The sequence below is a fragment of the Nostoc sp. genome, assembly GCF_036917315.1.
Classification (GTDB): domain Bacteria; phylum Cyanobacteriota; class Cyanobacteriia; order Cyanobacteriales; family Nostocaceae; genus Nostoc.
On record NZ_JBALDR010000066.1, the window covers coordinates 172,301 to 197,075 of the forward strand.

The 24,775-nt window shown below is 42.3% G+C and carries 15 protein-coding genes, 1 tRNA gene, 1 pseudogene and 1 riboswitch; of the genes and pseudogenes, 8 read left to right on the forward strand and 9 right to left on the reverse strand.

The features are described from left to right. Nucleotides 1-193: 193 nt before the first annotated feature. Together V7K84_RS31450 and thiC are read left to right on the forward strand one after the other, a co-directional pair. Complete coding sequence (locus V7K84_RS31450) at nt 194-1,186, forward strand: 2-hydroxyacid dehydrogenase (RefSeq protein ID WP_334844056.1); 993 nt, start codon at nt 194-196, stop codon at nt 1,184-1,186. 265 nt (nt 1,187-1,451) lie between these two features. Then, nucleotides 1,452-1,548: riboswitch (TPP riboswitch) on the forward strand. A 7-nt stretch (nt 1,549-1,555) separates the two neighbouring features. Then, on the forward strand, nt 1,556-2,929 hold the full coding sequence (gene thiC / locus V7K84_RS31455) for a phosphomethylpyrimidine synthase (protein ID WP_334844059.1): 1,374 nt from the start codon (nt 1,556-1,558) through the stop codon (nt 2,927-2,929). Between the two features lie 261 nt (nt 2,930-3,190). Here the strand turns inward: thiC and V7K84_RS31460 are convergent, their stop codons facing one another. Together V7K84_RS31460 and V7K84_RS31465 are read right to left on the reverse strand one after the other, a co-directional pair. Then, on the reverse strand, nt 3,191-3,721 hold the full coding sequence (locus tag V7K84_RS31460; protein WP_334844061.1) for a hypothetical protein: 531 nt from the start codon (nt 3,719-3,721) through the stop codon (nt 3,191-3,193). Between the two features lie 239 nt (nt 3,722-3,960). After that, complete coding sequence (locus tag V7K84_RS31465; RefSeq protein ID WP_334844063.1) at nt 3,961-5,949, reverse strand: S8 family serine peptidase; 1,989 nt, start codon at nt 5,947-5,949, stop codon at nt 3,961-3,963. A gap of 325 nt (nt 5,950-6,274) precedes the next feature. Between V7K84_RS31465 and V7K84_RS31470 the strand changes: the two genes are divergently transcribed. Continuing rightward, the gene (locus V7K84_RS31470) at nt 6,275-6,838 is read left to right on the forward strand and encodes a hypothetical protein (protein WP_334844066.1); all 564 of its coding nucleotides are present in this window, start codon (nt 6,275-6,277) and stop codon (nt 6,836-6,838) included. A gap of 94 nt (nt 6,839-6,932) precedes the next feature. Next, nucleotides 6,933-7,818: pseudogene (locus V7K84_RS31475) on the forward strand (DUF4351 domain-containing protein). Between the two features lie 96 nt (nt 7,819-7,914). Here V7K84_RS31475 and V7K84_RS31480 read toward each other — a convergent pair. From V7K84_RS31480 to V7K84_RS31495, 4 genes are all read right to left on the reverse strand, one after another. Next, nucleotides 7,915-9,180, reverse strand: a complete 1,266-nt coding sequence (locus tag V7K84_RS31480) for a hypothetical protein (protein WP_442941027.1) — start codon at nt 9,178-9,180, stop codon at nt 7,915-7,917. A gap of 64 nt (nt 9,181-9,244) precedes the next feature. Further along, complete coding sequence (locus tag V7K84_RS31485; RefSeq protein ID WP_334844070.1) at nt 9,245-10,531, reverse strand: diaminopimelate decarboxylase family protein; 1,287 nt, start codon at nt 10,529-10,531, stop codon at nt 9,245-9,247. Further along, nucleotides 10,519-12,354 carry an asparagine synthetase B family protein gene (locus V7K84_RS31490; RefSeq protein WP_334844073.1) on the reverse strand — a complete coding sequence of 612 codons (1,836 nt, stop codon included), beginning with the start codon at nt 12,352-12,354 and terminating at the stop codon, nt 10,519-10,521. Before V7K84_RS31490 ends, V7K84_RS31485 begins: the two co-directional genes overlap by 13 nt. 5 nt (nt 12,355-12,359) lie before the next feature. Next, a complete protein-coding gene (locus V7K84_RS31495; protein ID WP_334844075.1) occupies nt 12,360-12,983 on the reverse strand; it encodes a DUF3859 domain-containing protein in 624 nt (207 codons plus the stop codon). A gap of 161 nt (nt 12,984-13,144) precedes the next feature. On the opposite strand from V7K84_RS31495, the gene V7K84_RS31500 reads away from it, so the two are divergent. Further along, nucleotides 13,145-14,176 (forward strand): VOC family protein, encoded by a 1,032-nt coding sequence (locus V7K84_RS31500; protein ID WP_334844077.1) that lies wholly within the window; start codon nt 13,145-13,147, stop codon nt 14,174-14,176. A 545-nt stretch (nt 14,177-14,721) separates the two neighbouring features. Here the strand turns inward: V7K84_RS31500 and V7K84_RS31505 are convergent. Together V7K84_RS31505 and V7K84_RS31510 are read right to left on the reverse strand one after the other, a co-directional pair. Beyond that, the gene (locus tag V7K84_RS31505) at nt 14,722-14,976 is read right to left on the reverse strand and encodes a DUF7219 family protein (RefSeq protein ID WP_334844079.1); all 255 of its coding nucleotides are present in this window, start codon (nt 14,974-14,976) and stop codon (nt 14,722-14,724) included. Between the two features lie 613 nt (nt 14,977-15,589). Beyond that, complete coding sequence (locus V7K84_RS31510) at nt 15,590-17,404, reverse strand: ShlB/FhaC/HecB family hemolysin secretion/activation protein (protein WP_334844082.1); 1,815 nt, start codon at nt 17,402-17,404, stop codon at nt 15,590-15,592. A gap of 207 nt (nt 17,405-17,611) precedes the next feature. On the opposite strand from V7K84_RS31510, the gene V7K84_RS31515 reads away from it, so the two are divergent. The 3 genes from V7K84_RS31515 (at nt 17,612) to V7K84_RS31525 (ending at nt 24,303) form a co-directional block, all read left to right on the forward strand. Next, nucleotides 17,612-22,894 carry a CHAT domain-containing protein gene (locus tag V7K84_RS31515; protein WP_334844085.1) on the forward strand — a complete coding sequence of 1,761 codons (5,283 nt, stop codon included), beginning with the start codon at nt 17,612-17,614 and terminating at the stop codon, nt 22,892-22,894. A gap of 490 nt (nt 22,895-23,384) precedes the next feature. Then, complete coding sequence (locus V7K84_RS31520; protein ID WP_334844088.1) at nt 23,385-24,005, forward strand: hypothetical protein; 621 nt, start codon at nt 23,385-23,387, stop codon at nt 24,003-24,005. A 224-nt stretch (nt 24,006-24,229) separates the two neighbouring features. Next, nucleotides 24,230-24,303: transfer RNA gene (locus tag V7K84_RS31525), tRNA-Val, on the forward strand. Between the two features lie 92 nt (nt 24,304-24,395). On the opposite strand, the gene V7K84_RS31530 is transcribed toward V7K84_RS31525, so the two are convergent. Then, nucleotides 24,396-24,775 (reverse strand): hypothetical protein (locus V7K84_RS31530; RefSeq protein ID WP_334844091.1); only part of this gene is annotated, 380 nt, incomplete at its 5' end.

Here is a 24,775-nt window from a genome sequence, read left to right on the forward strand (position 1 = left end):
ACTTTTAATTGAGAGTACTGGAGTGCGTAGGCGTAGCCCGTCGTAGACATCGCTTCTTTAACTTATCCTGCCAGAGTACCGATTAAAAAATATTCAAAAATGCCGCAGCTACGCTCGTTGTAGACATCGCTCCTCTAAACGTCAAGGTATTATGTACTCGAACAACGTGCAGCATACAAGTCTGAGGTTTTGCATGAAAGTAGCAGTTTTCAGTACAAAAGCCTACGATCGGCAGTTTTTGTCAGCTGCAAATTCTCCTATCCAACACGAGTTAGTATTTTTTGAACCCCGTTTAAATCGGGATACGGCTATCCTGGCTGCCGAATTTCCCGCAGTTTGCGTATTTGTCCACGATCAGGTTGATGCCCCAACTTTAGAACTTCTCGCCTCACGGGGAACTCGTCTGATTGTCCTTCGCTGTGCCGGGTTTAACAATGTAGACTTACAAGCCGCGGCAGATTTAGGAATTACCGTTGTGCGTGTTCCCGCCTATTCACCTTATGGGGTGGCAGAACACGCTGTAGGATTGATTTTAAGCCTAAATCGCAAAATTCATCGTGCTTATAACCGTGTCCGAGAAGGCAATTTTTCTTTAGATGGACTGTTGGGATTTAATTTGCATGAGCGCACAGTGGGAATTGTCGGCACCGGCAAAATCGGTCTGATTTTAGGACAGATTATGAAGGGATTTGGCTGTCACATACTCGCCTATGACGTTTATCGCAATCCAGAATTGGAGGCGCTAGGTGGAAAGTATGTAGAACTACCTGAGCTATTTGCCAATTCCGATATTATCTCCCTGCATTGCCCCCTAACTCCTGAAACCCATCACTTAATTAACACTGAGGCTATAGAAAAAATTAAGCCAGGTGTAATGCTAATTAATACTAGCCGAGGAGCGCTGATTGATACCCAAGCAGTGATTGAGGGATTGAAGTCTGGTAAAATTGGCTATCTTGCTGTAGATGTCTACGAACAAGAATCGGAATTGTTCTTTGAGGATTTGTCTGGGGAAATTATTCAAGATGATATTTTCCAACGTCTGACAACGTTCCCCAATGTACTGATTACCGGACATCAAGCCTTTTTTACAGCAGAAGCTCTCTACAATATTGCCGAAACAACTTTTGCTAATATTACCGATATTGAACAGAGTCGTCCTTGTGCAAATGAAATTCGCGCCTAAATCTCAGGACTTACGCAATAACTCTCTAAAACTCTTATTTCTCTGCGTCCTTTGCGTCCTTGGCGGTTCGTTTTTTCATTATTTTTAGGACTTACGCAAAAATTTCCAAAAAGCTTAATTTATCGAACCGCCAAGACGCCAAGAGCGCCGAGAACTCGTAGAGTGTGCGTAAGTCCTAAATCTTTAGCAATCTCAAATCCAAAATTGTTTTACCTCATAAATTGTTAACACCTTTGCTCCCAGATATAACCAAGGTGCTACACTACATCCATGCTAGGGGTGCCTACATAACGAGGCTGAGATCACACCCTTAACACCTGAGTCTGGGTAATACCAGCGGAGGGAAGCTGTTTATTGAGGAATTACAATATGCGGACTGAATGGGTTGCTAAACGACGTGGGCAGGTTAATGTATCTCAAATGCACTACGCCCGCCAAGGTGTTATCACCGAAGAAATGCACTACGTCGCCAAACGGGAAAATCTCCCGGCCGATCTCATTCGTGAGGAAGTAGCACGGGGACGAATGATTATCCCCGCGAATATTAATCACACTAACCTAGAGCCGATGGCTATTGGCATCGCCTCTAAATGTAAGGTAAATGCTAATATCGGCGCTTCCCCCAACTCTTCTAATCTTCAAGAAGAAGTGGATAAGCTGAATCTGGCGGTGAAGTACGGCGCTGATACCGTGATGGATTTATCCACAGGCGGCGGTAATTTGGATGAAATTCGCACCGCAATCATCAAGGCTTCCCCTGTTCCCATTGGTACAGTGCCAGTTTACCAAGCTTTAGAAAGTGTCCACGGCACAATCGAGAATCTGACTGCTGATGATTTTCTCCATATCATCGAAAAACACGCCCAGCAAGGAGTAGACTATCAAACTATCCACGCTGGGATTTTGCTTGAGCATTTGCCTTTGGTGAGAAACCGGCTCACTGGTATTGTCTCTCGCGGCGGCGGGATTTTGGCGCGGTGGATGCTACATCACCACAAACAAAACCCGCTTTATACCCACTTCCAAGACATTATTGAGATTTTCAAAAGGTATGATGTCTCCTTCAGTTTAGGAGATTCTCTGCGTCCTGGCTGCACCCATGATGCCTCAGATGAAGCACAATTAGCTGAATTGAAAACCCTCGGACAGCTAACTCGCAAAGCCTGGGAAGATGATATCCAGGTGATGGTGGAAGGGCCCGGACACGTGCCAATGGATCAAATTGAGTTCAACGTCCGCAAGCAGATGGAAGAGTGTTCGGAAGCACCTTTCTATGTGTTGGGGCCATTGGTGACAGATATTGCTCCCGGTTATGACCACATTACTTCAGCGATTGGGGCAGCGATGGCTGGATGGTACGGTACTGCAATGCTGTGCTATGTAACACCTAAAGAACATTTGGGTCTACCAGATGCCGAAGATGTCAGAAATGGGTTGATTGCCTATAAAATAGCAGCTCACGCAGCTGATATTGCTAGACATCGCCCTGGTGCAAGGGATAGAGATGATGAACTTTCTAAGGCGCGTTACAACTTCGATTGGAACCGTCAATTTGAATTATCACTCGATCCAGAAAGAGCTAAGGAATATCACGATGAAACTCTGCCAGCAGATATCTATAAAACTGCTGAGTTTTGTTCGATGTGTGGGCCTAAGTTCTGCCCGATGCAAACTAAGGTTGATGCTGATGCGCTGACAGAGTTAGAGAAGTTCTTGGCGAAAGAGGCTGTGACTCAAAGATAATACCATTTTGGATTTTAGATTTTAGATTTTGGATTAAGAATCGCTTTTTATTTGCGGGTTCAATTAATCCATCTGTCTTAATCATTTTTCAAATTGGTATAACAGATTGTCATATCGATTTTAGTTTTGTAGGGTGCGTTACGGACATTCGTCCTAACGCACTTAAAATTTGAGGTGTGGGTTAAGCTACGCAATGATTTACTTGTAAATTGATTTTTTGGAATTCATTGCTGCTAAATGTCAATTGAGCAATTTTGAGATTTATTCGGATTTTGCTGTAATGGCTTGATAGCGCAAGTTCACATCCACTTCTTCAGGCATTAAAATCCAAGCCCCTGGTATTTTGTCAGCAGTTAAATAAGTACCGATACATAAAGATTTACCATTAGGAAAGTTCAGTCTAAAACCACACATACTATAAAAACCATAATCTTCATTATCGCGGGAAATCACTTCAATATCAGAAATAGGCTGAACCAGTAAAGATGCAAGTGAGTCTTGGCCTTCCATCCTCGGAAAAATTAAATATTTATAAGTAATTGCCTTGATGTTTTGATTAATTGGTTGACTTGGATCGCTAGCATCGAAAAGTAGAATATTTGCCATACCTTCATCTACATCAATATACAGTCGAGTACCACTATAAGTCTCCAAAAGTATAGAACCTAATTCTGTTCGCAATTCATCTTGAGGTTCTAAAGATGTTAAACGAGTTAGAAATTTTATCCGATCATTTATTATTCGATGTATAAGTTTTAGGTTAAAATCAAGATTTTTATTTGATGGAATCATATATTTTCCCTAACAAAATCATTAATTTTTGAGTAAACTGCTAAAATCTTAAATGAGCTTATCGATCCGACGGAGATAATTGTCTTTTATTGTGTTTACACTTAGCTGGTGAAATGCTTATCATATATGCATTTTCGCAGTTTTTTAACCCTTTTCTTATCTCTTTGTGAGAAATCCGGGCTATGAGCAGTGCTACGTCTCTACATTCATTTTTCACTCTTATGTCTAATACGCTGGGTTTAAAATCCCATTTCAATAGTCAAACTGCGAATCTTTCCTGTATCTCCTTCAGCTTTATCTGCAACTTCTAGAGTCCAGGTTCCTTGGGGACTTTTACCTTTAAAGGTAGCAAGTTTAGGGGTGTTTACCTCGTCATAAATTGTTTTAATATTATCTGTAGCTCCGCCCTGGCGATCGTGCAGATTTATGGGAAGTATGCCTGTTTGCACTGGGGGAAGAAGAGTAACTATAAGATCCCCAATATAAGTATGCTCGATATCTACATTGACTTTGATGGATTTTAGGAGAGTGGTATTAGCGATCGCCACCGATAATGTTGATGTTTGCAAGTCGTTAATTGGCACATCTTGCACTGCCTGGAATCTGCTGATGGGTGATGTTTGCGGTGGCTTGGCCAATTCTACGGCTTTCAGAGCATTGATTCGACCGTAACCGTAGAAAGGGCTGCGACCATTGGCATCATATTTACCTCCAGCTGGATCGATGCGATCGCAGGAGCGTTTAATAATGTCTCGCACTTCATCCCAACGCAGATTTGGGTTTCTGGCAAGAATCAAGGCTGCTACACCTGCTGCACCTGGACAGGAACTAGAAGTTCCGCCAAATTCGTTTGTATAGTTGCCTAAAGGCTCACCCAGATTTCGATTACCTGAATTATAGCCAAGTACACCAGAGCGATCGGTTGTCCAAATTCCAGTGGTTTGAGAAATATCACCATTGTTGCTGGGGAAGGAACACCAGACCGCCTGACCAAAGTCACTGTAAGCGCTTCTTGTGCCGTAGTCGTTACAAGCTGCCACCGCAATCACCTTTTGGTAGCTGGCGTAGCCGTCGTTATCGACGCTTTCGTTACCATTGCCAGCTGCAAATAAAATTACACAGCCCTTGCCATTACGTCCTTTATTGATTGCAAAGTCTATAGCAAGTCGGGTGGAATCAGGCAAAGGTACTTTTTGCTTGTGTGCGGGATCGTCTGGCTCAAACCAAGTACCGTCTGCTGGGCCCCAACTACAAGAAATAACATCAGCACCATTTTGAGCCGCCCAAATAAAAGCATCTGCTTCATCCTGCGACCCCAACGCTGAAGCTAAACGAATCGGCATGAGTTTTGCCCCCGGTGCCACACCAGATGCTCCAAAGTTACCGTTTGCACAAGCTACTCCTGCACAGGATGTACCGTGGTTATTATCATTTCCCGGTCTGGGATTGTTCGTTTTACGTGTGACATCACGCGGGGCAACAATCTTCTCAGAAGAACGGAACTCTTCATGATCGAGATCCATACCATCGTCGATAATTGCAATAATTGTCCCAGTGCCATTGCTCAATTTCCAAGCTGCTTCAACGTTGGCATGGGCGTTAATTGTCTTACCATTAATTGTTGTTTGCTTTAAGTGCCATTGCTGCGGGAAAACCTGACGTTGGCGTGACTCACGTGCTAGTTCGGGATGGCACAGTTCAACTGATTCCTCATTTAGAAGTCTCTCGGCGATGTCAAAGACAGCTATACCAGTATTTGTAGGGGCACTGACAAAATAAGCATTTCGTGCGTATTCAAGTTGGCGTTTAATTGTTAAGTTATAACGTCTTAAAACCTCTTGGCAGACTCTTGACTCTTCTTCGCTATCAAATTTAACAAAAAGGTTTTCAGTATAGACTACAGGTTGTTGGGATACTGGATCGATTAAGACGCGTCCAGCAAATTGGACTTCGGACTCATTGTTGAGAATTTCACGGGCGCGATCGCGCAAAGCAACACCCTGATTCGGAACTTTCGCTTGTAAAATTTCTACACCCGCTTGCCGAAACCGTGTTTTTAACTCAAATTGATTGAGGATGCTACGAGCTATGGGTGATACAGGTGCGACTTCAAAAGATCTTGCACCAACAATAGTGCTGCGGCTTTCGGTACGCACTACAACGTGTTCGTTACTGATAGCAAATTCATACTGTTGGCCATTCTGTCCACCATAGCGAACTTGAACCATTGTTTAATCTCCTAAATGTTTTAAAAATTGGGAATTGGGAAACCGTATTATGCCTTACTTTTAAAGCTTGCTGCACCCATCGTAGGCTTACGTTTACTTTATGGATGCTTCTGATTTCATGTGTTATATGTGTACTACGATACAGAATTTAATCTATCTAAGTTCATACAAACCTTCGATTAGTCTTTCCAGAAAAGAGAGGATTCAAAATCAGGTTGCTTTAAGAATCTTCACTATCTGTAGGGGCGTATAACTGTGCATCACGATGAAATAAATGTATTTCGTACCACTGAAAACGCTATAACATCATTAGAACTTGAGAAAGATGTTTTATTTTCCGGCTGAGTATTTTTTACAGGCGTATTCTTTACCCCTGATTCCTGAAGTGAGATTTCAAAAAGACTACTTTTCTGAGTATCCCGAACAAATTCGCGTTAGTGGCAATGTAAGCCTACGCACTGCTGTATCTTACACTCGTAAACCTGGGTACTATGCAGTACATTACAATCAACCCAGCACTGTGACAATAGGGGCAATTTTACGACTTAATGACGGTGCAATCGCAGTTTTTTCAGGCGAACCCAATCAATCAGAACAGGGTATATTGAGTCCGGTTTATACGCTAGAATCCAATGCTTCCTTAGCAGTACCAACGGGACTGGTTTTTATCCACTTTGCTGAAGGCGTTGATGTGGAATCGCAACGCGAGGTAATTAATCGAGCAGGTTATGAAGTAGCAGAAAGCCTTTCTTATGCGCCTCATACCGCTTGGTTGCGTGCCAAATCAGGTAATATTGTTGATGCGATCGCTGGAATTTCTCAGTTAGAAGCGATCGCTAATGTTAAAAATGTCGAACCTCAAATGCTGATGGAAAGAAGTTTAAGATAAATTACAAATTATACATATTAGAGATATTCTTACTTCTAAGTTGACGGTAATATAAGTAGCATACTTCACTAGTGCCTAAATCTTTTTTGGTTGAATGACTAGATTTATCCATGACCAATTTGCAAAAGATTATTTGGAAGAATTATTAAAACCTTATGGAGAAGTGCAAGGTTCTAGCCGTGTGGCGGGAGAAGTTCGAGAAATCGATGTTTTATTTTCTCCTTTAAGCAAACCAAGCACGAATTTAGAAACACTAGGATTATTAGGAAGATTTGCTGCTACAACAGCAATTTTTGAACCTTTCCGCAACCCTGCATCAAAAGAAGAAATTTGTGATTGTCTGTTAAAATTATTAGAAGTTAAGGGGTGGATTACAACGTCAAGCAAATCGCAATAAAACTTCCATTCCAGAATTAGAACTTCCCAAATTATGGATACTTACCCCAACAGCATCAATAACACTGCTGTCAGGATTCGGTGCTACTCAAAAGGTAGATTGGCTACCTGGAGTACATTTTATCGCAGAGTATTTGCGGACTGCGATCGTTGCGATTCACCAGTTACCGCGCACCCAAGAAACTCTGTGGTTAAGAATTCTCGGTCGAGGAACAGTACAAAAACAAGCAATAGATGAATTAGAAGCACTATCATCAAATCATCCATTTCGCAGAGCAACGCTAGAATTACTTTATAACTTGCGGCAAAACTTGCAAGTTAATCAAAATTCAGAAGAAGACGATCGGGAGTTAATTATGCGATTAAAACCACTTTATCAACAAGATCGGGAACAAGCTGTACAACAAGGCGAACAACGTTTAATTATACGTCAACTAAATCGCTCTTTGGGTGAGATTGATTCATCTACTATTGAGCGAGTTCAAGGATTATCTATTGAACAATTGGAGGCGTTAGGAGAGGCTTTGTTAGATTTTTCAGCTATTGCTGATTTAGAAGCTTGGTTAAACCAACAAATTGAATAAATCTAATTTGTAAATTAATTAAAAAAATTATCTGAAACTTCGCTTTATTCGTGTAGTGGCAAGTCGTGAATTACCCCTACAACTGAAATGAGAATACTAACCAAAACTTTGAACAACGTACATATCATTTCCTGTATCGCCTACTAAAAGCAAGCTGCTGTCATCACTTTCTAAATTTTGGCTGCCAGCAATACCCTTTTGCAGAACTTTAATTATTCTTTGGGGAGTGAAAGATTCCAATTCGACAAACTTTCCAGATTCTAACCATGCTAATTCTTCAGCAGATAAACTTTGACGTATTTCTTCAGGCAATTGTTTAGCTGCTTGCGCCGACTCTGGAGAGGATTGAATGAACATTCCGCGCTTAGTGGCGATAATTTGACGTGGCGTTAGTCCAATATCAATAATCGCAATCTCGCTATTGAGAAACCAATTAGCATTGGTTCTCAAATTATGAACTAAACCAATTCCTCGTGGATTGCAATCATGTATTGCATAGACTTTCAATTCGGGATTGCGGCGCAGCATTTGCATTGTGGTGTCAAAAATGCTTTGAGGATATCCAGTAATACTGAGAATTGCACAGTTATTTTCAAAGTGAAAATTATTAGCAATTAATAGTTGAGCAATACTAGCAGTATCACAAACGACTAATCTATCAAAACTGTAAGCCGTTACATCAGGATTAATCGTGGCTAGTGTATTTTCTTGCTTTGGCGAAGGAAGAATTTTGAGAATTGAACCATTGATTTGCTGCCAGCGATTTAGCCAATCGTTAATCTGAGATTCAGAAATTAAAAAGTCTTGTATTAATAATTCAATTCGCCCTATCTGTCGAGTTCCTAAATATATGGGCAGCATTCCTATAACAACAAAAATGACAAATAATCTGAATGAGTTTGAGCCAAGACTTAGTAAAATTCCTATGGCAAGAATAATTCCTCCTATGATTTGTAAATTCCTCGCATACTGTTTGCGACTTACAAGATTGAGTTTATTTGATTTGCTACTTTCATTAAAAAAAATAATAACTACCAGATTTACTATTAGTGGTAAAAAAATCGTTATTGATGTAACCAAGTTAAAAAATATAAAAGGAAATAGCCAGCCAAATCGTGAAATTGGCTTATAATTTTTTTTGAGCCGATTATCTAGAAAATAAAGCAGTTGCTTGGGTGTAAAAAATAAGGTATTATTTGCAGAAATATCAGCGATCGCCTTTGCAAAAAAAGGATCGGTAATCTGAAAGTTACTCATACTAGTCGGTTCAAAGGCAAAGATATGATTGCATTTTATACACCTACCTTGATTAGCTGTCCGGTCTTTTAGTTTATTGTCAGTTCCGCAGTTAATACATTTCATAATGGTTGTTGGATGTTAGTTATTAATTGTTAGTCAATACGGTTGAGATTGGGCTTGATCCCCCCTAACCCCCCTTAAAAAGGGGGGAACTATCAAGCATCTGATTTGTTAGTAAAACACTGTAGTCTTCTCGTTTGCGAATCAAGCGATGTGTGTCTTTTTCTAGCAAGACTTCCGCCGGTTTGGGGCGGTGTAAAAAGTGAGACGACATTGCATAACCATAAGCACCGACATCTAAAATGGCAACGATATCGCCAATTTCTAGTGCCGGGAGTTGGCAATTTTTCCCTAGATAATCTCGTGAGTATGTGGTGTTACCACAAATATCTGTTGTGAATGGATTGTCTGCTTGTTTCCAAGTAATAATTTCTCGGTAGCCGCCGTGTACTGAGGGTACTGAAAGATTAGCAACGGTGGTATCAACTCCAACAATCTGTTTTTCTCCTTGCCATTTTACAGAAACAACTTGAGCAAGCAAAGTTGCACATCCTGCGATCGCACTTCGTCCCGGTTCAATCACCAAATCAATTTTCCGTTCTAAACGAGTAATTCTCTTGGTTAACTCAGCCCCAAATATTTCCCAGTCAAAAGCTGTTTTGTTGTGGTGATAAGGATAGCCAAAGCCACCACCAAAATCTAAATATTCCCAATCAGGTAACTTTTGTGCTGTGGCGATTACCGTATCAATTACTTGGGTAAAAGCTGCTGTGGCGTTAGTTCCCGTCCCTCGATAGAAGTGTAAACCACTCAGCTTTAATCCAATCTCACCAGTGAAAGCGATCGCATCACCAAATTCCTCTGGACGTACACCAATGCGGCTATCTCCAGTAATTTCCGGCAAATTGAGGCGTAAACCTAGCCGAATAGATTTCTCTCTACGTTTGGGCAAAACTTCGCAGCACAACTGCAACTGAGCGAGGCTATCAAAATTGAGAGTTGTAACTCCCCAATTCAAGACTTGTAGCATCTCAGCCTGATTCAAATTACTGCCGCTATAAACAATCTCATTAGGATCGAAACCAGCTTGCAATCCCAGGTAAATATCTCCTGGCGTATTGGCGTGAAGTCCCCACCCAAAGGAACGAAAAATTTTTAATAGCGCAATGTTGCCATTAGTAACGCTGGCAAACCGAAATTGCGTGCGGGGATAACTGACTGCTTTGCTAATTCGCTCAATAGTTTCGCGCAAGCGATCGCCATTATAAACATAAAGCGGAGAACCGTAGTTATTCAGTAACTCCTCAGCAAATTCCCTGGTGAATGGGGGAGATGAGGAGACTAATTGCTCACTCCTAACTCCTAACTCCTCACTCCTAACTCCCAACTCCCCAGTTTTATCTAACCTTGCCATCGCTTGAAATTCCTCCATAGCCAACGATGTAACCAAAAGGGATGATCCCAAGACTGTTTAGTTATTTCTTCATTTAAAACGTGCGATCGCCAAAGTTGCCACATAATTAGTAACCAGAGTGTTTCACCAATCCGACGCCCTTGAATAGCTCCTCCTAGATTGCCTTCAACGATTTGTGCTGCGATGTGAGGATAAAAATGATTGTGAGTGCGAAGTCTTTCTGGATTGAGCCAAATGCCGAGTTGATGCCAAAAATCATTTAAACACCAAGAAGTTAAAGGAACCCCCATACCCCGTTTTTGTCGCCAGACAATTTCCGGGGGAAGCCAATTTTCTACAGCCCGTTTGAGGATATATTTTTCACAAGCACCGTGTAAGCAGAGTTCTCCAGATAGGCGGAATGTCCACTCAGCTAAAGGTAAATCACAAAAAGGCGATCGCACCCACAACCCATGAGCAAACCCCAATGCAGTCGCACGGGGATGGATATTCTGCGCTCCTTTGAGCATCAAACTAGCACGGCGGAGGCGATGCAGCAAAGATGGACACTCATTGCGATCTAAAGCCGCCAATAGCCAATCTTCAGGATGCAAATTTTGGATCTGTGCATAAACCTCCGGTTGATAAACTTGAGATTCGTATCCCCCAAGACGGTGAAAGGTGCGGAGATATTGCTGGATAAAAGTTTCCTGTCCGGCGGGATTTTCTGCTTGATAAACACCTGCGGCAATTAAAGGTTTGTTCGTCCAACCAGCAAATAATTGATCTCCACCTTCGCCATTAAAAATTACCTGAGTTTCCTGACTCGCTCTCTCTGACAGGAGATACAACGGCACACACACGCCATCTCCAAAGGGCAAATCCAATGCTTGCACAGTCGGAATTAAAGCATTCTCAATCGAACTTGGGGTTACTGCAACTTTAACAAGCGGAATTTTGAGAAACTCGGCGACTTGTTCCGCATAGAGATATTCTGGAATCCCTGAGTTACCAAAATCTAAAGTGTAGGCGCGGACTTTCACCCCTGCTTGTACCAGCAGCGCCGCCACCACTGAAGAATCGAGTCCACCAGAGAGAAACACCCCGACAGACTCATCCTTTAAATCTGCAATTTGTCGCTCAATGGAGTTTTTAAGGAGAGTTTGCAATTCAGTAATTGCTGTAGCTTCGTCTGTTAACTGTTCTGACGCTTCGCGCCACGAGTGGATTTTTTTAGATTCAGGTGTTTGCAGAATACCTGATTGGCGATCGCTCTGCCAAACTAATTCAGTTCCCGCCGTCACTGCAAACACTTCTTTAATAGGAGTTAAGGGTGTGGGAACGTAAGAAAAACAGCTATAGCCATATAACCCAGGAATGCTAACTTCTGACTGTTGCAAAATCGGTAAAAGTAATTGCAGTTGGGATGCAAACCAGATTATTTGTCCTTGCTGAGTCCAATACAAAGGTACTTTTCCGAAAGGTTCTCTTCCCAAAATTAGGCAGTTGTTTTCTTGGAGACTTACCCAAGCATCGGGTGAACTAAATAATCCTGATGCGGAGATGGCAGCAATTTGATTTTGTTGCGGTGGGGAATTGCCATCGAGTCCTATGTAAACAACATTCCAGATGGGAAGAGAATTATTTTCCTGTGCAGAAAACTGATTTTTCAGACCTAACCCCCTAACCCCCTTCCCTACAAGGGAAGGGGGAAAATTCAAAGCCTCTCCCCTTGTAGGGGAGAGGTTTGGAGAGAGGTTTTCCACAACACTAGTTAACAGCGCTTCCAACTCCTGTTGAGCGCCGTAACCCCAATAGCCAAGAAAGTGATGCGGGATACCCATCTGGACTATTTCACTTCAAAGGTTGCATCGCTAATCTGCCTACCTTCTAGGAACATCTGCACCTGCCAATTGCCAACAGTTGCAGCTGGGTTAATAGCGTAGCGACACTGGGTATCCCAGACAGATGTATTAATTTCGCGGGTTTGATAGTTATTTTGCTTGACAATTTGACCGCTTGGGTCAATCCAATTACAAGAGAGAGCCAGCTTTTCACCCAAAGGTGCATCCTTTAGAGTGACACGATATAACACTTCTGGATTGGTTTGGCGAGAAATTGTGTTTAAGTCGCCGCCATTATCTTGTGTCAAAGTGATGCGGTCTTGTTGAGTAGAAACACGGGAAAGTGTAGAACTTTGCTGCTGCATGAAAAATATTGTAGATGCAATGACAATTACTACAATTGCCACCACTCCAGAGGTAATCCATCGATTCCGGCGTTGTTGTACTTCCAGTGCTTGGCGGCGATTTAACTGAATCAGCGCTTCATCTAGTAACTCTGGCGGTAAATTCAACTCCTGTAAAATTTCTCTAACCTGCTGTTGGTCTAGTTCCGCTTCCCGACGCAATTGCAGACCTTCTACTTCTGTAACTATTTGTGATAATTGCTCTTGAGTCAGTCGCTGCGTCATAGCTTAACTCCTGTTGAAAAATTTGATTGCGATCGCTAAATCTCGCTTTTGTAGGTACATCATAAGCTACAAAATAAAGTTGTTGCTTTTCGGATTCTTTAAGAGATACTTTTGTAAACACAGACGCGATTCATCGCGTCTCTCCCAACTCAGCCCTGATTATGACTCAAGAACAACAAACTACAATTGCAGGTATCTATGAAGTCTGCATCGGCATTCCAGAGCCAATTTCTGCAATTCACTATTGGGAGCAATTTGGCTATCGCATTGGTGAAGTGGGTGAATTAACCGCAGATGTCGCCCATCAATTATATGGGGTGAATTCGTCTTTACGCTCAATTCGCCTCTACCACCAAAATGCAGATCATGGTTTAATTCGGCTGATGGTTTGGCAAAATCCCACCAATGAAGGTTTGGGAATAGCGTCAATGAAAATCAAGGGAAATCGCTGGGCAACAAGCTTAACTGCGGATGTCTTGAGTATTTTAAATCATATAGAGGATGCAAAGGCAGCAGGTTTCTCTATTAGATACTCTAGCCCTTATTGGGAAGTCATCTACAACAAAGATAGAAAAAGCCGTCCTTTTATTGAGCCAGCAGTTGGTGTGCGAGAAATGCTGCTGCTGCAACCCTTAGCTCGACAAGTTTTGTTTCAACGGTTTGGTTATACGCTACCGCATTACGGACAAGTTAACCATAATGCGCCTCTCAAGACTAGTCAGTTTACTCATATAGGGATTATCGTTCAGGATGATAGCAAAGAAACTCTGAAGTTTTATGAAGAAGTTTTGGGTTTGCTGCGCGTGCGTGATGATGTTGAAACTAGCTATGAATCTTCGCCAGCGGGTAAAGATATTTTTGACCTTAACCCTGGTGAAAAGTTTATTGTCACTACCTTTGACGATCCCCGTTCTTCTAAGTCTGACCTGATGGCTACGCGCAGTGGTAGACTTTATGTCGTTCGATTACCAGAATCGATTAATTTAGAATCGCGCTTTGAAGCAGCCCAACCAGGTAGCTTGGGTATGTCTTTATATACCTATCGGGTTAAAGGAATACAGGAATATTGCGATCGCATCAAGGCGAGTACTGCACAAAAAGTTACAGATATCATTATTAATGAATTCGGCGAGACGAGTTTCTCTTTTATCGCACCAGATGGTTATTTCTGGACTTTGCTAGAAGGTAATTAACTAGACATCTGACGAAAAAGAAGGTAGATACCCAAAATTTTGCGTTCTTTGCGGACGAAAGTACTTGTTTTGTGGACGAAAGTACTTGTTTTGTGAACGAAAGTACTTGTTTTGCGAACGAAAGTACTTGTGTGTACACCGTAACCTTAGCAAGGAGAAAGATTGGGGGTGAGGTGTTTGGGACTTTTGCAAGAGGTCTAATAATCAGTCTTTTGTCTTGAAGGCGATTTATCGCATCTTTAGCGATCTAGAATTTTCATCAAAAAACCTTAACCGAACAGTATTGGCTTTGCGTCTATGCTGGTTCGTTCCTTATATAATTTGGCACATCTTTATACAGAATTTGTATTCCTTGTAACTACTAAAATTAACATTAAACAACATAACTGGTATTACCTGTAACAACTAGAATTAACATGACGAAAAAGATACTTCTTGCAAAAGCCAAAAAACCGCCCAAAAATTGATTTTTGGGCGGCTCAAGTATTTTTGCAATAGTATTTTTGCACTAGATTAAAAAAAATTACCAATACCTCCTTCTTAGTTTAAATTTCTTTATTTCCGCCAATAGACAATTGTTTTTTACTATGTTTCAACTCTTTCCAAAGAGACTTAATTTGCTGATAAGCCTCTTCCTGAGACAATTTACCCCCTGTTTCTAGGCCAGTGATGTAACTAATTTTTTGAGAGAATTCTTGAAGGTTGGCATTAAACACCAAATTCTCTGGCTGAAATTTACCATAATACCGACTACGAGGGTAAAGAAAGCTGTTTTTGTCTTGCGAGTTAGGTTGTGTCATAAGTTTTCTCCTACAATTCTTTCCTTCTTAAATTTATAAACTAAAACTTTTCCCTTTGTGTATATACACACAATAAAATTCAAATTCCTGAAGAAAGAAGTTAATTTTTTAGTTCAATATTAGGATAAAGCAGAAGAACAGGTAATTAACTGTGGAAAATACTGAATTAAACACCTCTTCTACCAAAAGGAGTAATTCAAATGGCATATTTTTTGCGGAAAACACTAAAAGAAGTAAGTGAAATAGCATTTTACCGATCGAAATCGACTTGCTCAAATGCGACTCAAATAATATCATGCCCGCATAATTATTTATGATTACCATAGGCTTTAGGCACTGACAAAAAATAAATTATCCCAAATTATTTGTAGATTTGTAGGGGCGCAAGGCTTTGCATACGTGTTAACTTAAGCCGAAAACTATATCAAACAGGCGTTTTGCAAATCCCTCACGCCCTCATCCCCTCTCTCTTGGGAAGAGGGGCTGGGGGTGAGGGCAAAACGTTTTCACCAAGCGGGTTTAGCGTTAATTTGACACCAATGAAGACCTTGCGCGCTGACATTCGCGGAGCGTTCCGCAGGGATAGAATGTTTTTTAACTGAAAGTTCCTTAGCTAGGGTTGATAGCGAAGGCTAAAGTAAAAGCCATTATCCTGAGCGTTATTACCACGATCGCTCAGATCGATAAATGGAAATCCATAATCGAGCCGCAAAAAGAGATTATCAATTCCCATTGCCTGATTCCACAATAATCCTAAGCCTGCGCCCACTAAAAAAGTTTGATTGGGTAGCGGATTGGGATTATCAGACTGATTCCAGACGGCTCCCATGTCCACAAATGGCGCAAGTTGAATTGTCGATAATCCAGATTCATTGCGCTGCACTGTAAACCGATCTTCGATCGCTACCCGAAATCCATTATCCCCAGAACGGATATTTTGGCGATATCCCCTTACCGATTGTCCGCCGCCAATCACAAATTGCTGGGAAGGTAAAAGGCTATCTGGTGTAAGCTGCAAGTCTGCTTGGATGAGCAATAAATGATCGTTACTGAGTTGCTGTACGCGCTGTATTTGACCTAGCCAACTGAAAAAACGACCATCGGGTATGGGATCATTGTTGATAGTTGCATCTAATATATCAACGCCAAAATTAAATTGCGATCGCAAAAACCAAGCTCCTTTTGGTTCGCGCTTGATATAATCTTGAGCAAATTTAATTACACTGGTGCGGCTAACGCCATTGGCATCAGGCCCAATGCCAAAGGGGGTTGCGAGGTTATCAAACAGGAAGGTTTGACCATCTTGATAGGTAAATCCTAAAGATAGGGCAAATTCTTCTCTAGGCGATCGCATCAATGGTTGACGATAATTGATTTCATAAAGATCCTGGTTTGCCCGAATGTCAAACGCATCAAAGGGTGGCTCAGTAATTTCGTTGCGATTAAATGCTGCTCGAATCTGCACTTTGCCGTTCATGGCGTTCACGGGAACCTGATAACTAAAATCAAAGGCATCGGAACCACCAGAGAGTGTATGGTAATAGGAGCCAGCTAACTCATCTCCCATACCAGTTAAATTGCGCGATCGCAATTCAACACCCAATCTTTCCGCGCCAATACTGGGAGGCGAATAATTATCTACACCCAAGCTAGTAATTAAAGTTTTTGCCTCTTCAACTCTCACAACGAGAATACTTTGACCAACTTTACCCGTTGGACGCAAACTCGCTTCCACATTGTTAAATAAGGGATCGAGTCGCAACAATTTCAGTTGTTCTTCGAGCTTACCAGTATTCAGAGGAATACCAGCACCTAGTTGGATGCGACTACGAATATAAGATGGGTTTAATCGCCGCGTCCCTTGGATGTCAATCTCTGTCAAACGCCCTTCCAACACCCGAATTACCACAACACCATCTGCGGAACTTGATTGTTGAGTATCTGGAATCGCTCTGGAATTTATATAGCCTTTATTTAAGTAAAGCTGAGTAACAGCATCTGCGGCTTGTCTGATTTCTTCTAAAGTTAAGTCCCGTTCTTCAAACGGCTTCACGACTGGATTAAAATCATTTTCCTTAAAAACAGTGCTACCTACAACCTGAATTTTGCGAACCCGAATGCGTTGTGGTATCTCTGATTGCGGGTTAGTTGCTGGAGTAGGTTCTGTTTCCTGTACGATTTGTAACTCTGACTGACTACTATTTTGAATCGAGTCAGGTGTAATAATATTAGCTCTCGCTCTAAGTCCATTTGCAGTTACAATCCAGACCGCAGGCAGAATTAACAAGCCACACCGAAAACTGAAACTGTGCTTACTGCATTTAGTAATTGCCAAACTCCGCCAAGTGTCTAACTGATGAGAAAAATAGACAATTATTTGCTGAGTCGTTGCTCTAGGCTGAACACCAGTTTCTGTTTCTTTTCTCATTTCTCTTCAGTGGAGTGCCTTATATAACGACTGGGCTGATTTTGATTTTGGAGTGTGCTATGGCTGTATGAGTATTTCAATATCATATTTTTGATATTCAAATTTCAAAAGATTTGTAACTAAAACTATAATTAACAGCGATTTTTTCTAAGTGATAGCCCTTAGCATTATATTGTGGTAACAGGTAGAAAACTTGGGAAAACTTCGATGTCACCACTGATTTCCATTGTCATCGTCAATTACAATCGGGAGTCTTACCTTGAAGAAGCGATCGCTAGCGTTTTAGCGCAGACATGGCAAGATTTTGAGCTACTAATTTGGGATGATGGCTCTACAGATAAATCGGTGGCGATCGCAAACAACTATGCTCAACAAGATGGGCGAGTGCGGGTAGTCCAAGCAAACCATCAAGGAGTTGCTGCGGCTTGTAAAGCAGCGATCGCTCAAACTAGCGGCGCTTACATTGGTATTGTAGACAGTGATGATATCCTAGCCCCTACTGCCCTCGCCCAAACCGCTACAGTTCTCAACCGCTACCCAGAAACGGGATTTGTTTACACCGACTATTTAAATATCGATCGAGACGGCAAAGTGATTGGCTACGGTCATCGTTGTAACATTCCTTACTCTCAAGAAGGTTTGTTGCTAAACTTCATGACTTTCCACTTCCGCTTGATGCGCCGTTCAGTTTACGATCGCGTGGGAGGTGTCAACGCGTCCTTTGCTGGTAGTGCTTATGATTACGACCTATGTCTGCGACTTTCAGAAGTAGCCCAAGTGCGCCGAGTCAAAGAGCCACTTTATTTCTACCGAAATCATTCTCAAAGCATCTCTGTTATTAGACAAAAAGAACAAATACTCTGGTCTAAACGAGCGATCGCTCAAGCACTTTGGCGGCGCGGATTAGCAGACAAGTTACAAATCGATGTAGAATTGCCCACAGGTCGCTTCATATTACACCGCAAAAAATCTTTATTAGACCTCTTGCAAAAGTCCCTAACACCCCACCCCCAACCCCTCCCCGCAAGCGGGGAGGGGAGACAAAGCGTAGCTTTGGCGGGGTGGGGTTCTTTCTTATTTTTGATTTATGCAAGAGGTCTATTCTCTAGTATCGCCGCTTCAGTCCTAGTTATTGCCTCCCTGGTAAGTCCCAGATTAGCCCAAGCACAACAAATAGTTCCTGCTAACGATGGTACAGGTACAATTGTGACTCCCAACGGCAATCGACTTGATATCACTGGCGGCACCATCTCTGGTGATAATGCAAACCTCTTTCACAGCTTTCAACAGTTTGGAATTTCCCCAGAACAAATTGCCAACTTTCAAGCTAGTCCGGCGCTGCAAAATATCCTTGGTCGAATTACAAGCGGGAATGCCTCGGTTATCAATGGTTTAATTCAGGTAACAGGTGGCAATGCTAACCTTTTCTTAATGAATCCAGCCGGATTTATTTTTGGAGCAAACGCCAGTTTAAATGTGCCTAGTGCTTTCACGGTGACAACAGCCAATGGCATTGGTTTTGGCAGCAGTTGGTTCAACGCTATTGGTGTGAATGATTACAATGCTTTAGTTGGAAACCCCAACGGATTTGCCTTTAGTACAAACCAGCCAGGAGCGATCGCAAATGCAGGAAATTTGGTAGTAGGTGCTGGGCAAAATTTGAATTTATTAGGCGGTACTATAGTCAACACCGGGCAACTTTCAGCACCTGGAGGGCAGATTACTGTTATATCAGTACCAGGACAAAATTGGGTGCGTCTCAGTCAGCCAGGAAATCTGCTGAGTCTAGAAATTCAGCCCCTCGCCTCTAGTAGCAACCAACCCAATAACTGGACAATTCCCATCGCCTCTTTACCAGAACTGCTCACAGTTGGTAACACAGGGTTAACTGCCAATCCTGATGGAACTGTAAAATTGACAAACTCCAATGTCACAATTCCCACAACTCCAGGTACAACGATTGTTTCTGGAACAGTTAATGCATCGAGTCAAACAGGCGGTACGGTAACTGCTTTGGGTAAAAAAGTCGCGGTGATTGATGCCAATATTAACGCCTCTGGAAACAATGGCGGCGGTACTGTGCTAATTGGTGGAGATTATCAAGGTAGAGGGACTTTACCCAACGCAGATCGGACTTATGTGGACTCAAAATCCGTCATTAATGCTGATAGTAATTTGAATGGAAATGGCGGACGGGTAATTGTTTGGGGTAACGACACAACCAAGTTTTTTGGTAACATTTCGGCTCGTGGAGGAGCAAATGCGGGCAATGGTGGTTTTGTAGAAGTATCAGGCAAAAATTTCTTGACCTTCAACGGTTTGGTAGATACTTCAGCCGTTAATGGTAACTTTGGCACTTTATTGATAGACCCCAGCACATTGACAATTATCGATGGTGCAGCAGGGACAGGTGATTTTGATGCTACAGCAGGCAATATTGCCTTTGGCGACGCAGATATTGGGGCTAACACTGTTTCTTGGGGTGCGATCGCACTTTCAGGTGCAAATATCAACTTACAAGCCACAGGGAATATTACCATCAATGACATCACCGGAGCCACACCAGGAGTGACTACCCCTGGTGTGGCTACATTAAACTTGGGTAATGGCGGTAGCTTCAGCCTGAGTTCACAAACCGGTTCTGTAAACTTTGTCGATCCTACCAACACAATCGCCACAACCGGAGGAGCCATTAACATTTCGGGAGCTAGCTTATCATTAGGAAATCTAGACACAACTATTGATTTCAATAGAAGCGGGGATATAAACTTGTTTGCGAGTGGCAACATTAGTGCAGGCAACATCATTGCCAGTGGACAGGGCTACTCAGCAGGTAATGTTCAAGTCGTAAACAGCAATGGTGGAATTACCCTAAATCAGATCGACACCAGCGATAGCGGAGGGGTTGGCAATGCCACGGGTGGAACAGTGACTTTGACTGCGGCAGGCAATATTCTTACAAATACCATTAATTCCTCTTCCAATGATGCTGGTGGCTTAGGTACGGGTGGCGATGTACAAGTAACAACCACCGCAGGTAGTATCACCACAGGGGCAATTAACTCATCTGTAGCCAAGTTTTCAGGTGGCGATTTTACAGGCGCAGCTGGCGCAGTCAGTTTAACTGCTAGAGATAATATCACCGTTAATGATGCCATTAACGCCTCAGCGATCGCCATTGAAGTCGATGGTATTGCAAATGTTACAAGTGGCAACGTTACTTTACAGACTACCAATACTGCTGGCAGCAATATTCGTTTTACCAACATCAACACCCAGTCCATAGCAGACGATTTGGTTGATGGAAACACAGTTCAAGGTGGCAATGTGCAAGTGCTAACCAACGGACTGATTCAAGGAATCGGAACCGGTGAAGCGATCGCAACTGGCGGATTTTTTACTAGTGGAGGAGTTACTAACGTTCAACCTTCAGCAGGAGGTACTGTTAGCATTCGCCATGATGGTGGCCCAAACAATGTAGATTTTATTGTCGGTGATGCAAGTGTCAATGGTACAGCGGGGTCAATCACTACAGGTGACAATTCAATAATCGCTTCAAACAGCTTTCCCGTCTTGCCAAATGGTGGAGATGCTAGCGGTACACCAACCGGCATCACCATTACATCTGTCAACACACCGCCGACATTAACAGCCAACTCATCGCTACCCGATACCCAGACTAATCAACCAGTCACCTTAACATTCTCTAGTTTGGCTCCGCTAGTCAGCGATGGTAATAATGACATTACCTCCATCAAGGTCGATGTCGTGAATACGGGAAATATCACTGTCAATGGCGTTCCCGTCATCCCTGGTGTTACGACCTTATCTAGCGGCGATACTTTGGTATACACACCTCCAGCAGATACTAATGGGTCACTAAATGCCTTTGTAATTAGTGCAAATGACGGCGTTTCCTCTTCTACACCTGTACAGATAGGAATCAACGTCAGTCAAATTCCTACTCCGAATCCTGAGACACCGAATCCTGAGACACCGAATCCTGAAACTCCAAATCCTGAAACTCCAAATCCTGAAACTCCAAATCCTGAAACTCCAAATCCTGAAACACCGAATCCTGAAACACCGAATCCTGAGACACCGAATCCTGAAACTCCGAATCCTGACCCCTGCACATTCCAATGCAATCTACCAAGTAAACCGAATAACCCTGTCCCCAATAATCCTAAGATTGATAACCCCGTTCTTAATACCAACCCCACTCCCGAAGACAATTTCACAGATGATTTTGCCGACCATTTAGGCATACCTACCCCTAGAATCAAAACCCTAGATGATGCCAAAGAAATTGCTCGTAGAATTGAAGAAGCTACTGGTGTGAAACCTGCATTTATCTACATCAGTTTTGTCCCTGTGGAGATTCTACCAGAAGGAAATTTAGGTAAAGGTCAAAAACTTACAAAACAGTTAAATCCCGTAGCAGAAAAGGATAGCGACCAACTAGAAGTAGTAGTAGTAACCGGAAAAGGCGATCCCATCCGCAAGCGCATCCCAGAAACAACTAAAGCCAAAGTTCTCCAAGTAGCCCAAGAATTCCGTGACCAAATCGTTAGTCCACAAAACCGTCGCCGCACCGGTTATTTGCGTTCATCTCAACAACTTTATCGCTGGATTATTGCACCACTAGAGGCAGATTTACAGGCGAGAGAAATCAACAATCTGGTCTTTTTACCAGATATTGGGTTACGTTCAACCCCAATGGCAGCACTTCACGATGGAAAGGGGTTTCTAGTAGAAAAATATAGTATTGGCTTAATGCCTAGTCTTAGTCTGACTAATACCCTCTATAAAGACATCAAAAAATCTCAAATTTTAGCGCTGGGAGTTTCTCAGAGTACTCAGGGACAAGAGCCTTTACCAGCAGTCCCCCTTGAGTTATCAACACTAGTATCTAAACTCTGGCAAGGCAAATTATTGTTAGACAAGCAAGCCACTTTAGAAAATCTCAAAACTATCCGCCGCCAACAACCTTTTGGAATTATTCACATGGCAACCCATGCCGATTTTGCTACCGGTGCTTTGAGTAATTCCTATATTCAACTGTGGGAAGACAAGTTACGCTTGAACCAATTAAGACAGTTGCGCTTGAATGAACCTGAAGTTGAAATGCTAGTTCTGAGCGCTTGTAGAACAGCTTTAGGGGATGAAAAATCCGAACTGGGATTTGCGGGTTTAGCAGTGCTGGCAGGTGTGAAAACTAGTGTTGCTAGTCTTTGGTCGGTTAATGATGCTGGGACAGCAGCATTGATGACAAAATTTTATCAGAACTTAAAGACAGCTCCAATTAAGGCAGAAGCTCTCAGACAGGCTCAGGTAGCTATGCTCAAAGGGCAAATTTATGTCAAGGATGGACAAGTGCAAGGTTTAGGAGTGGTTGGGAATTTGCCTTTACCTGCTGACAGTGCTGATGAATCACTTATGCATCCTTATTATTGGGCTGGATTTACAATGGTTGGTAATCCCTGGTGAAGGTAGGGAATATGGAGTCAGAGAGCTAGGGGGAGAAAGAGATTTTTCTTGTTGCGATTAACCTAACGTGAGTTCGACGCAGAAATACTATTACCACTAGTAACTTAAATAGAGCAACATAAGACCTCTTGCATAAATCAAAAATAAGAAAGAACCCCACTCCGCCAAAGCTACGCTTTGTCTCCCCTCCCCGCAAGCTACGCTGTACACACAAGTCCTTCTAACCCCCTCTAACTCCCCCTTTACAAGGGGGAGATCCGGATATTTCCCCCCTTTACAAGGGGGGATTAAGGGGGGTAAATCCAAGATTGGGGCTTCATTAGCAAGATGTGTGTACACCGTAGTCCCCGCAAGTGGGGTGGGGTGTTAAGGACTTTTGCAAGAGGTCTATACTTCTAGCCGATACTACGGATGAAAGATGTGTCTTCTTGCAGATGAACGCTACAATCTATCAGAAAATCAAAGAAATAGTTAAATCCAGAGTGGCTTCATGACGGCTAATTTAACACCTAAAGCGACATTTGACTTTATTAACGTGCTATCTCAGGCTGCGGCTAAGTATAAAGAACCAAAAAGTATACGCCCTAGTGCTGAAATATTAGTAAAGGCATTGCTACAAGCCGAAAAAACTGCCAAGCAACAAAAGTTGACTTATCCGTTTGAGTTTCTGCTCGGTAAATGGCAACTTTGCTTTGTCACTGGCACTAAGAAAAACAGAGGTAGCGGGGGAATTGTATTAGGCAACGGTTTCTATGTACCCAAGTTTATAACAATCCATGTTTCCTTTAATGCCACTTTGGAACAGGATTCAGACAGAGGCGAAATTGCTAATCAGGTTGAGCTTAACGCAGTTTCACTGAAACTCACGGGGCCAGTGCAATATTTCGGGAAGAAAAATTTATTGGCTTTTGACTTTAACCAGATGATTATTAGTTTGTTTAGTCGTGTTATTTACAACAGAGCAATCCGTGCTGGTAAAGTTCAAACAGAAGATTTCTACAACCAACCTATAGCTAAACTACCCTTCTTTGGCTTCTTTTTAGTGACAGAAGATTTCATTGCAGCTCGCGGTCGTGGGGGAGGATTAGCATTTTGGATTCGAGAAACTTAAAGACGCTTGCAGGAAATCAGGCAGTCTTGCTGGAGGCAAAAGGAAAAAGGATTTGACTTATTTGTTTGATTTGTAGCAAGTGGTGCAACCTTTTTTACAAATCAAACAAATATTTCACATCATCTGCGCTTGATTACTTAGGGACTGATAGATTTCGCCTGATTTGGTCTTTTATCTTGCCTTATCAGAGAAGTATATGCTACTATTGATAACTGTGTGGTTAAGGACGTATAGCTCAGTTGGTTAGAGCGCTACGTTGACATCGTAGAGGTCACTGGTTCGAATCCAGTTACGTCCATTTTTTGTACAGTGACTAATTGTTTGTCATCGGTGACAGATTGTACATTAACTAATTATTTGTCACTGTTAACAGATTAATTAATGTCAATTTTAACAAAATATTGTCACTGTTAACAAATTAGTGACTACTATCCAGTCTGGATACCCTATATCAAAGATTAGAACCAGAATTATTTGAATCTGGAAAAGGTACCCGGTGGATGCTCCAACGAGACAATCAGAAGCGATCGCTCGAACTTGTAGAGTTTGAATTAGAACAAGCAGGCAAGCCGATGCAATGGCATAACACGCCGATGTAATGGCATAACAAGCCGATGCAATGGCATAACAAGTCGATGTAATGGCATAACACGCCGATGTAATGGCATAACAAGTCGATGCAATGGCATAACAAGTCGATGTAATGGCATAACACGCCGATGTAATGGCATAACAAGTCGATGCAATGGCATAACAAGTCGATGTAATGG

Bases quoted from the DNA above. Each gene is read 5' to 3' on its own strand.
- V7K84_RS31500 (WP_334844077.1), top strand. From the start codon at position 13,145: ATGACTCAAGAACAACAAACTACAATTGCAGGTATCTATGAAGTCTGC.
- V7K84_RS31485 (WP_334844070.1), bottom strand. From the start codon at position 10,531: ATGGCAAGGTTAGATAAAACTGGGGAGTTGGGAGTTAGGAGTGAGGAG.
- V7K84_RS31470 (WP_334844066.1), top strand. From the start codon at position 6,275: ATGTTTTATTTTCCGGCTGAGTATTTTTTACAGGCGTATTCTTTACCC.
- V7K84_RS31495 (WP_334844075.1), bottom strand. From the start codon at position 12,983: ATGACGCAGCGACTGACTCAAGAGCAATTATCACAAATAGTTACAGAA.
- V7K84_RS31480 (WP_442941027.1), bottom strand. From the start codon at position 9,180: ATGAAATGTATTAACTGCGGAACTGACAATAAACTAAAAGACCGGACA.
- V7K84_RS31505 (WP_334844079.1), bottom strand. From the start codon at position 14,976: ATGACACAACCTAACTCGCAAGACAAAAACAGCTTTCTTTACCCTCGT.
- V7K84_RS31520 (WP_334844088.1), top strand. From the start codon at position 23,385: ATGACGGCTAATTTAACACCTAAAGCGACATTTGACTTTATTAACGTG.
- V7K84_RS31450 (WP_334844056.1), top strand. From the start codon at position 194: ATGAAAGTAGCAGTTTTCAGTACAAAAGCCTACGATCGGCAGTTTTTG.
- V7K84_RS31465 (WP_334844063.1), bottom strand. From the start codon at position 5,949: ATGGTTCAAGTTCGCTATGGTGGACAGAATGGCCAACAGTATGAATTT.
- V7K84_RS31490 (WP_334844073.1), bottom strand. From the start codon at position 12,354: ATGGGTATCCCGCATCACTTTCTTGGCTATTGGGGTTACGGCGCTCAA.
- thiC (WP_334844059.1), top strand. From the start codon at position 1,556: ATGCGGACTGAATGGGTTGCTAAACGACGTGGGCAGGTTAATGTATCT.
- V7K84_RS31460 (WP_334844061.1), bottom strand. From the start codon at position 3,721: ATGATTCCATCAAATAAAAATCTTGATTTTAACCTAAAACTTATACAT.
- V7K84_RS31515 (WP_334844085.1), top strand. From the start codon at position 17,612: ATGTCACCACTGATTTCCATTGTCATCGTCAATTACAATCGGGAGTCT.
- V7K84_RS31510 (WP_334844082.1), bottom strand. From the start codon at position 17,404: ATGAGAAAAGAAACAGAAACTGGTGTTCAGCCTAGAGCAACGACTCAG.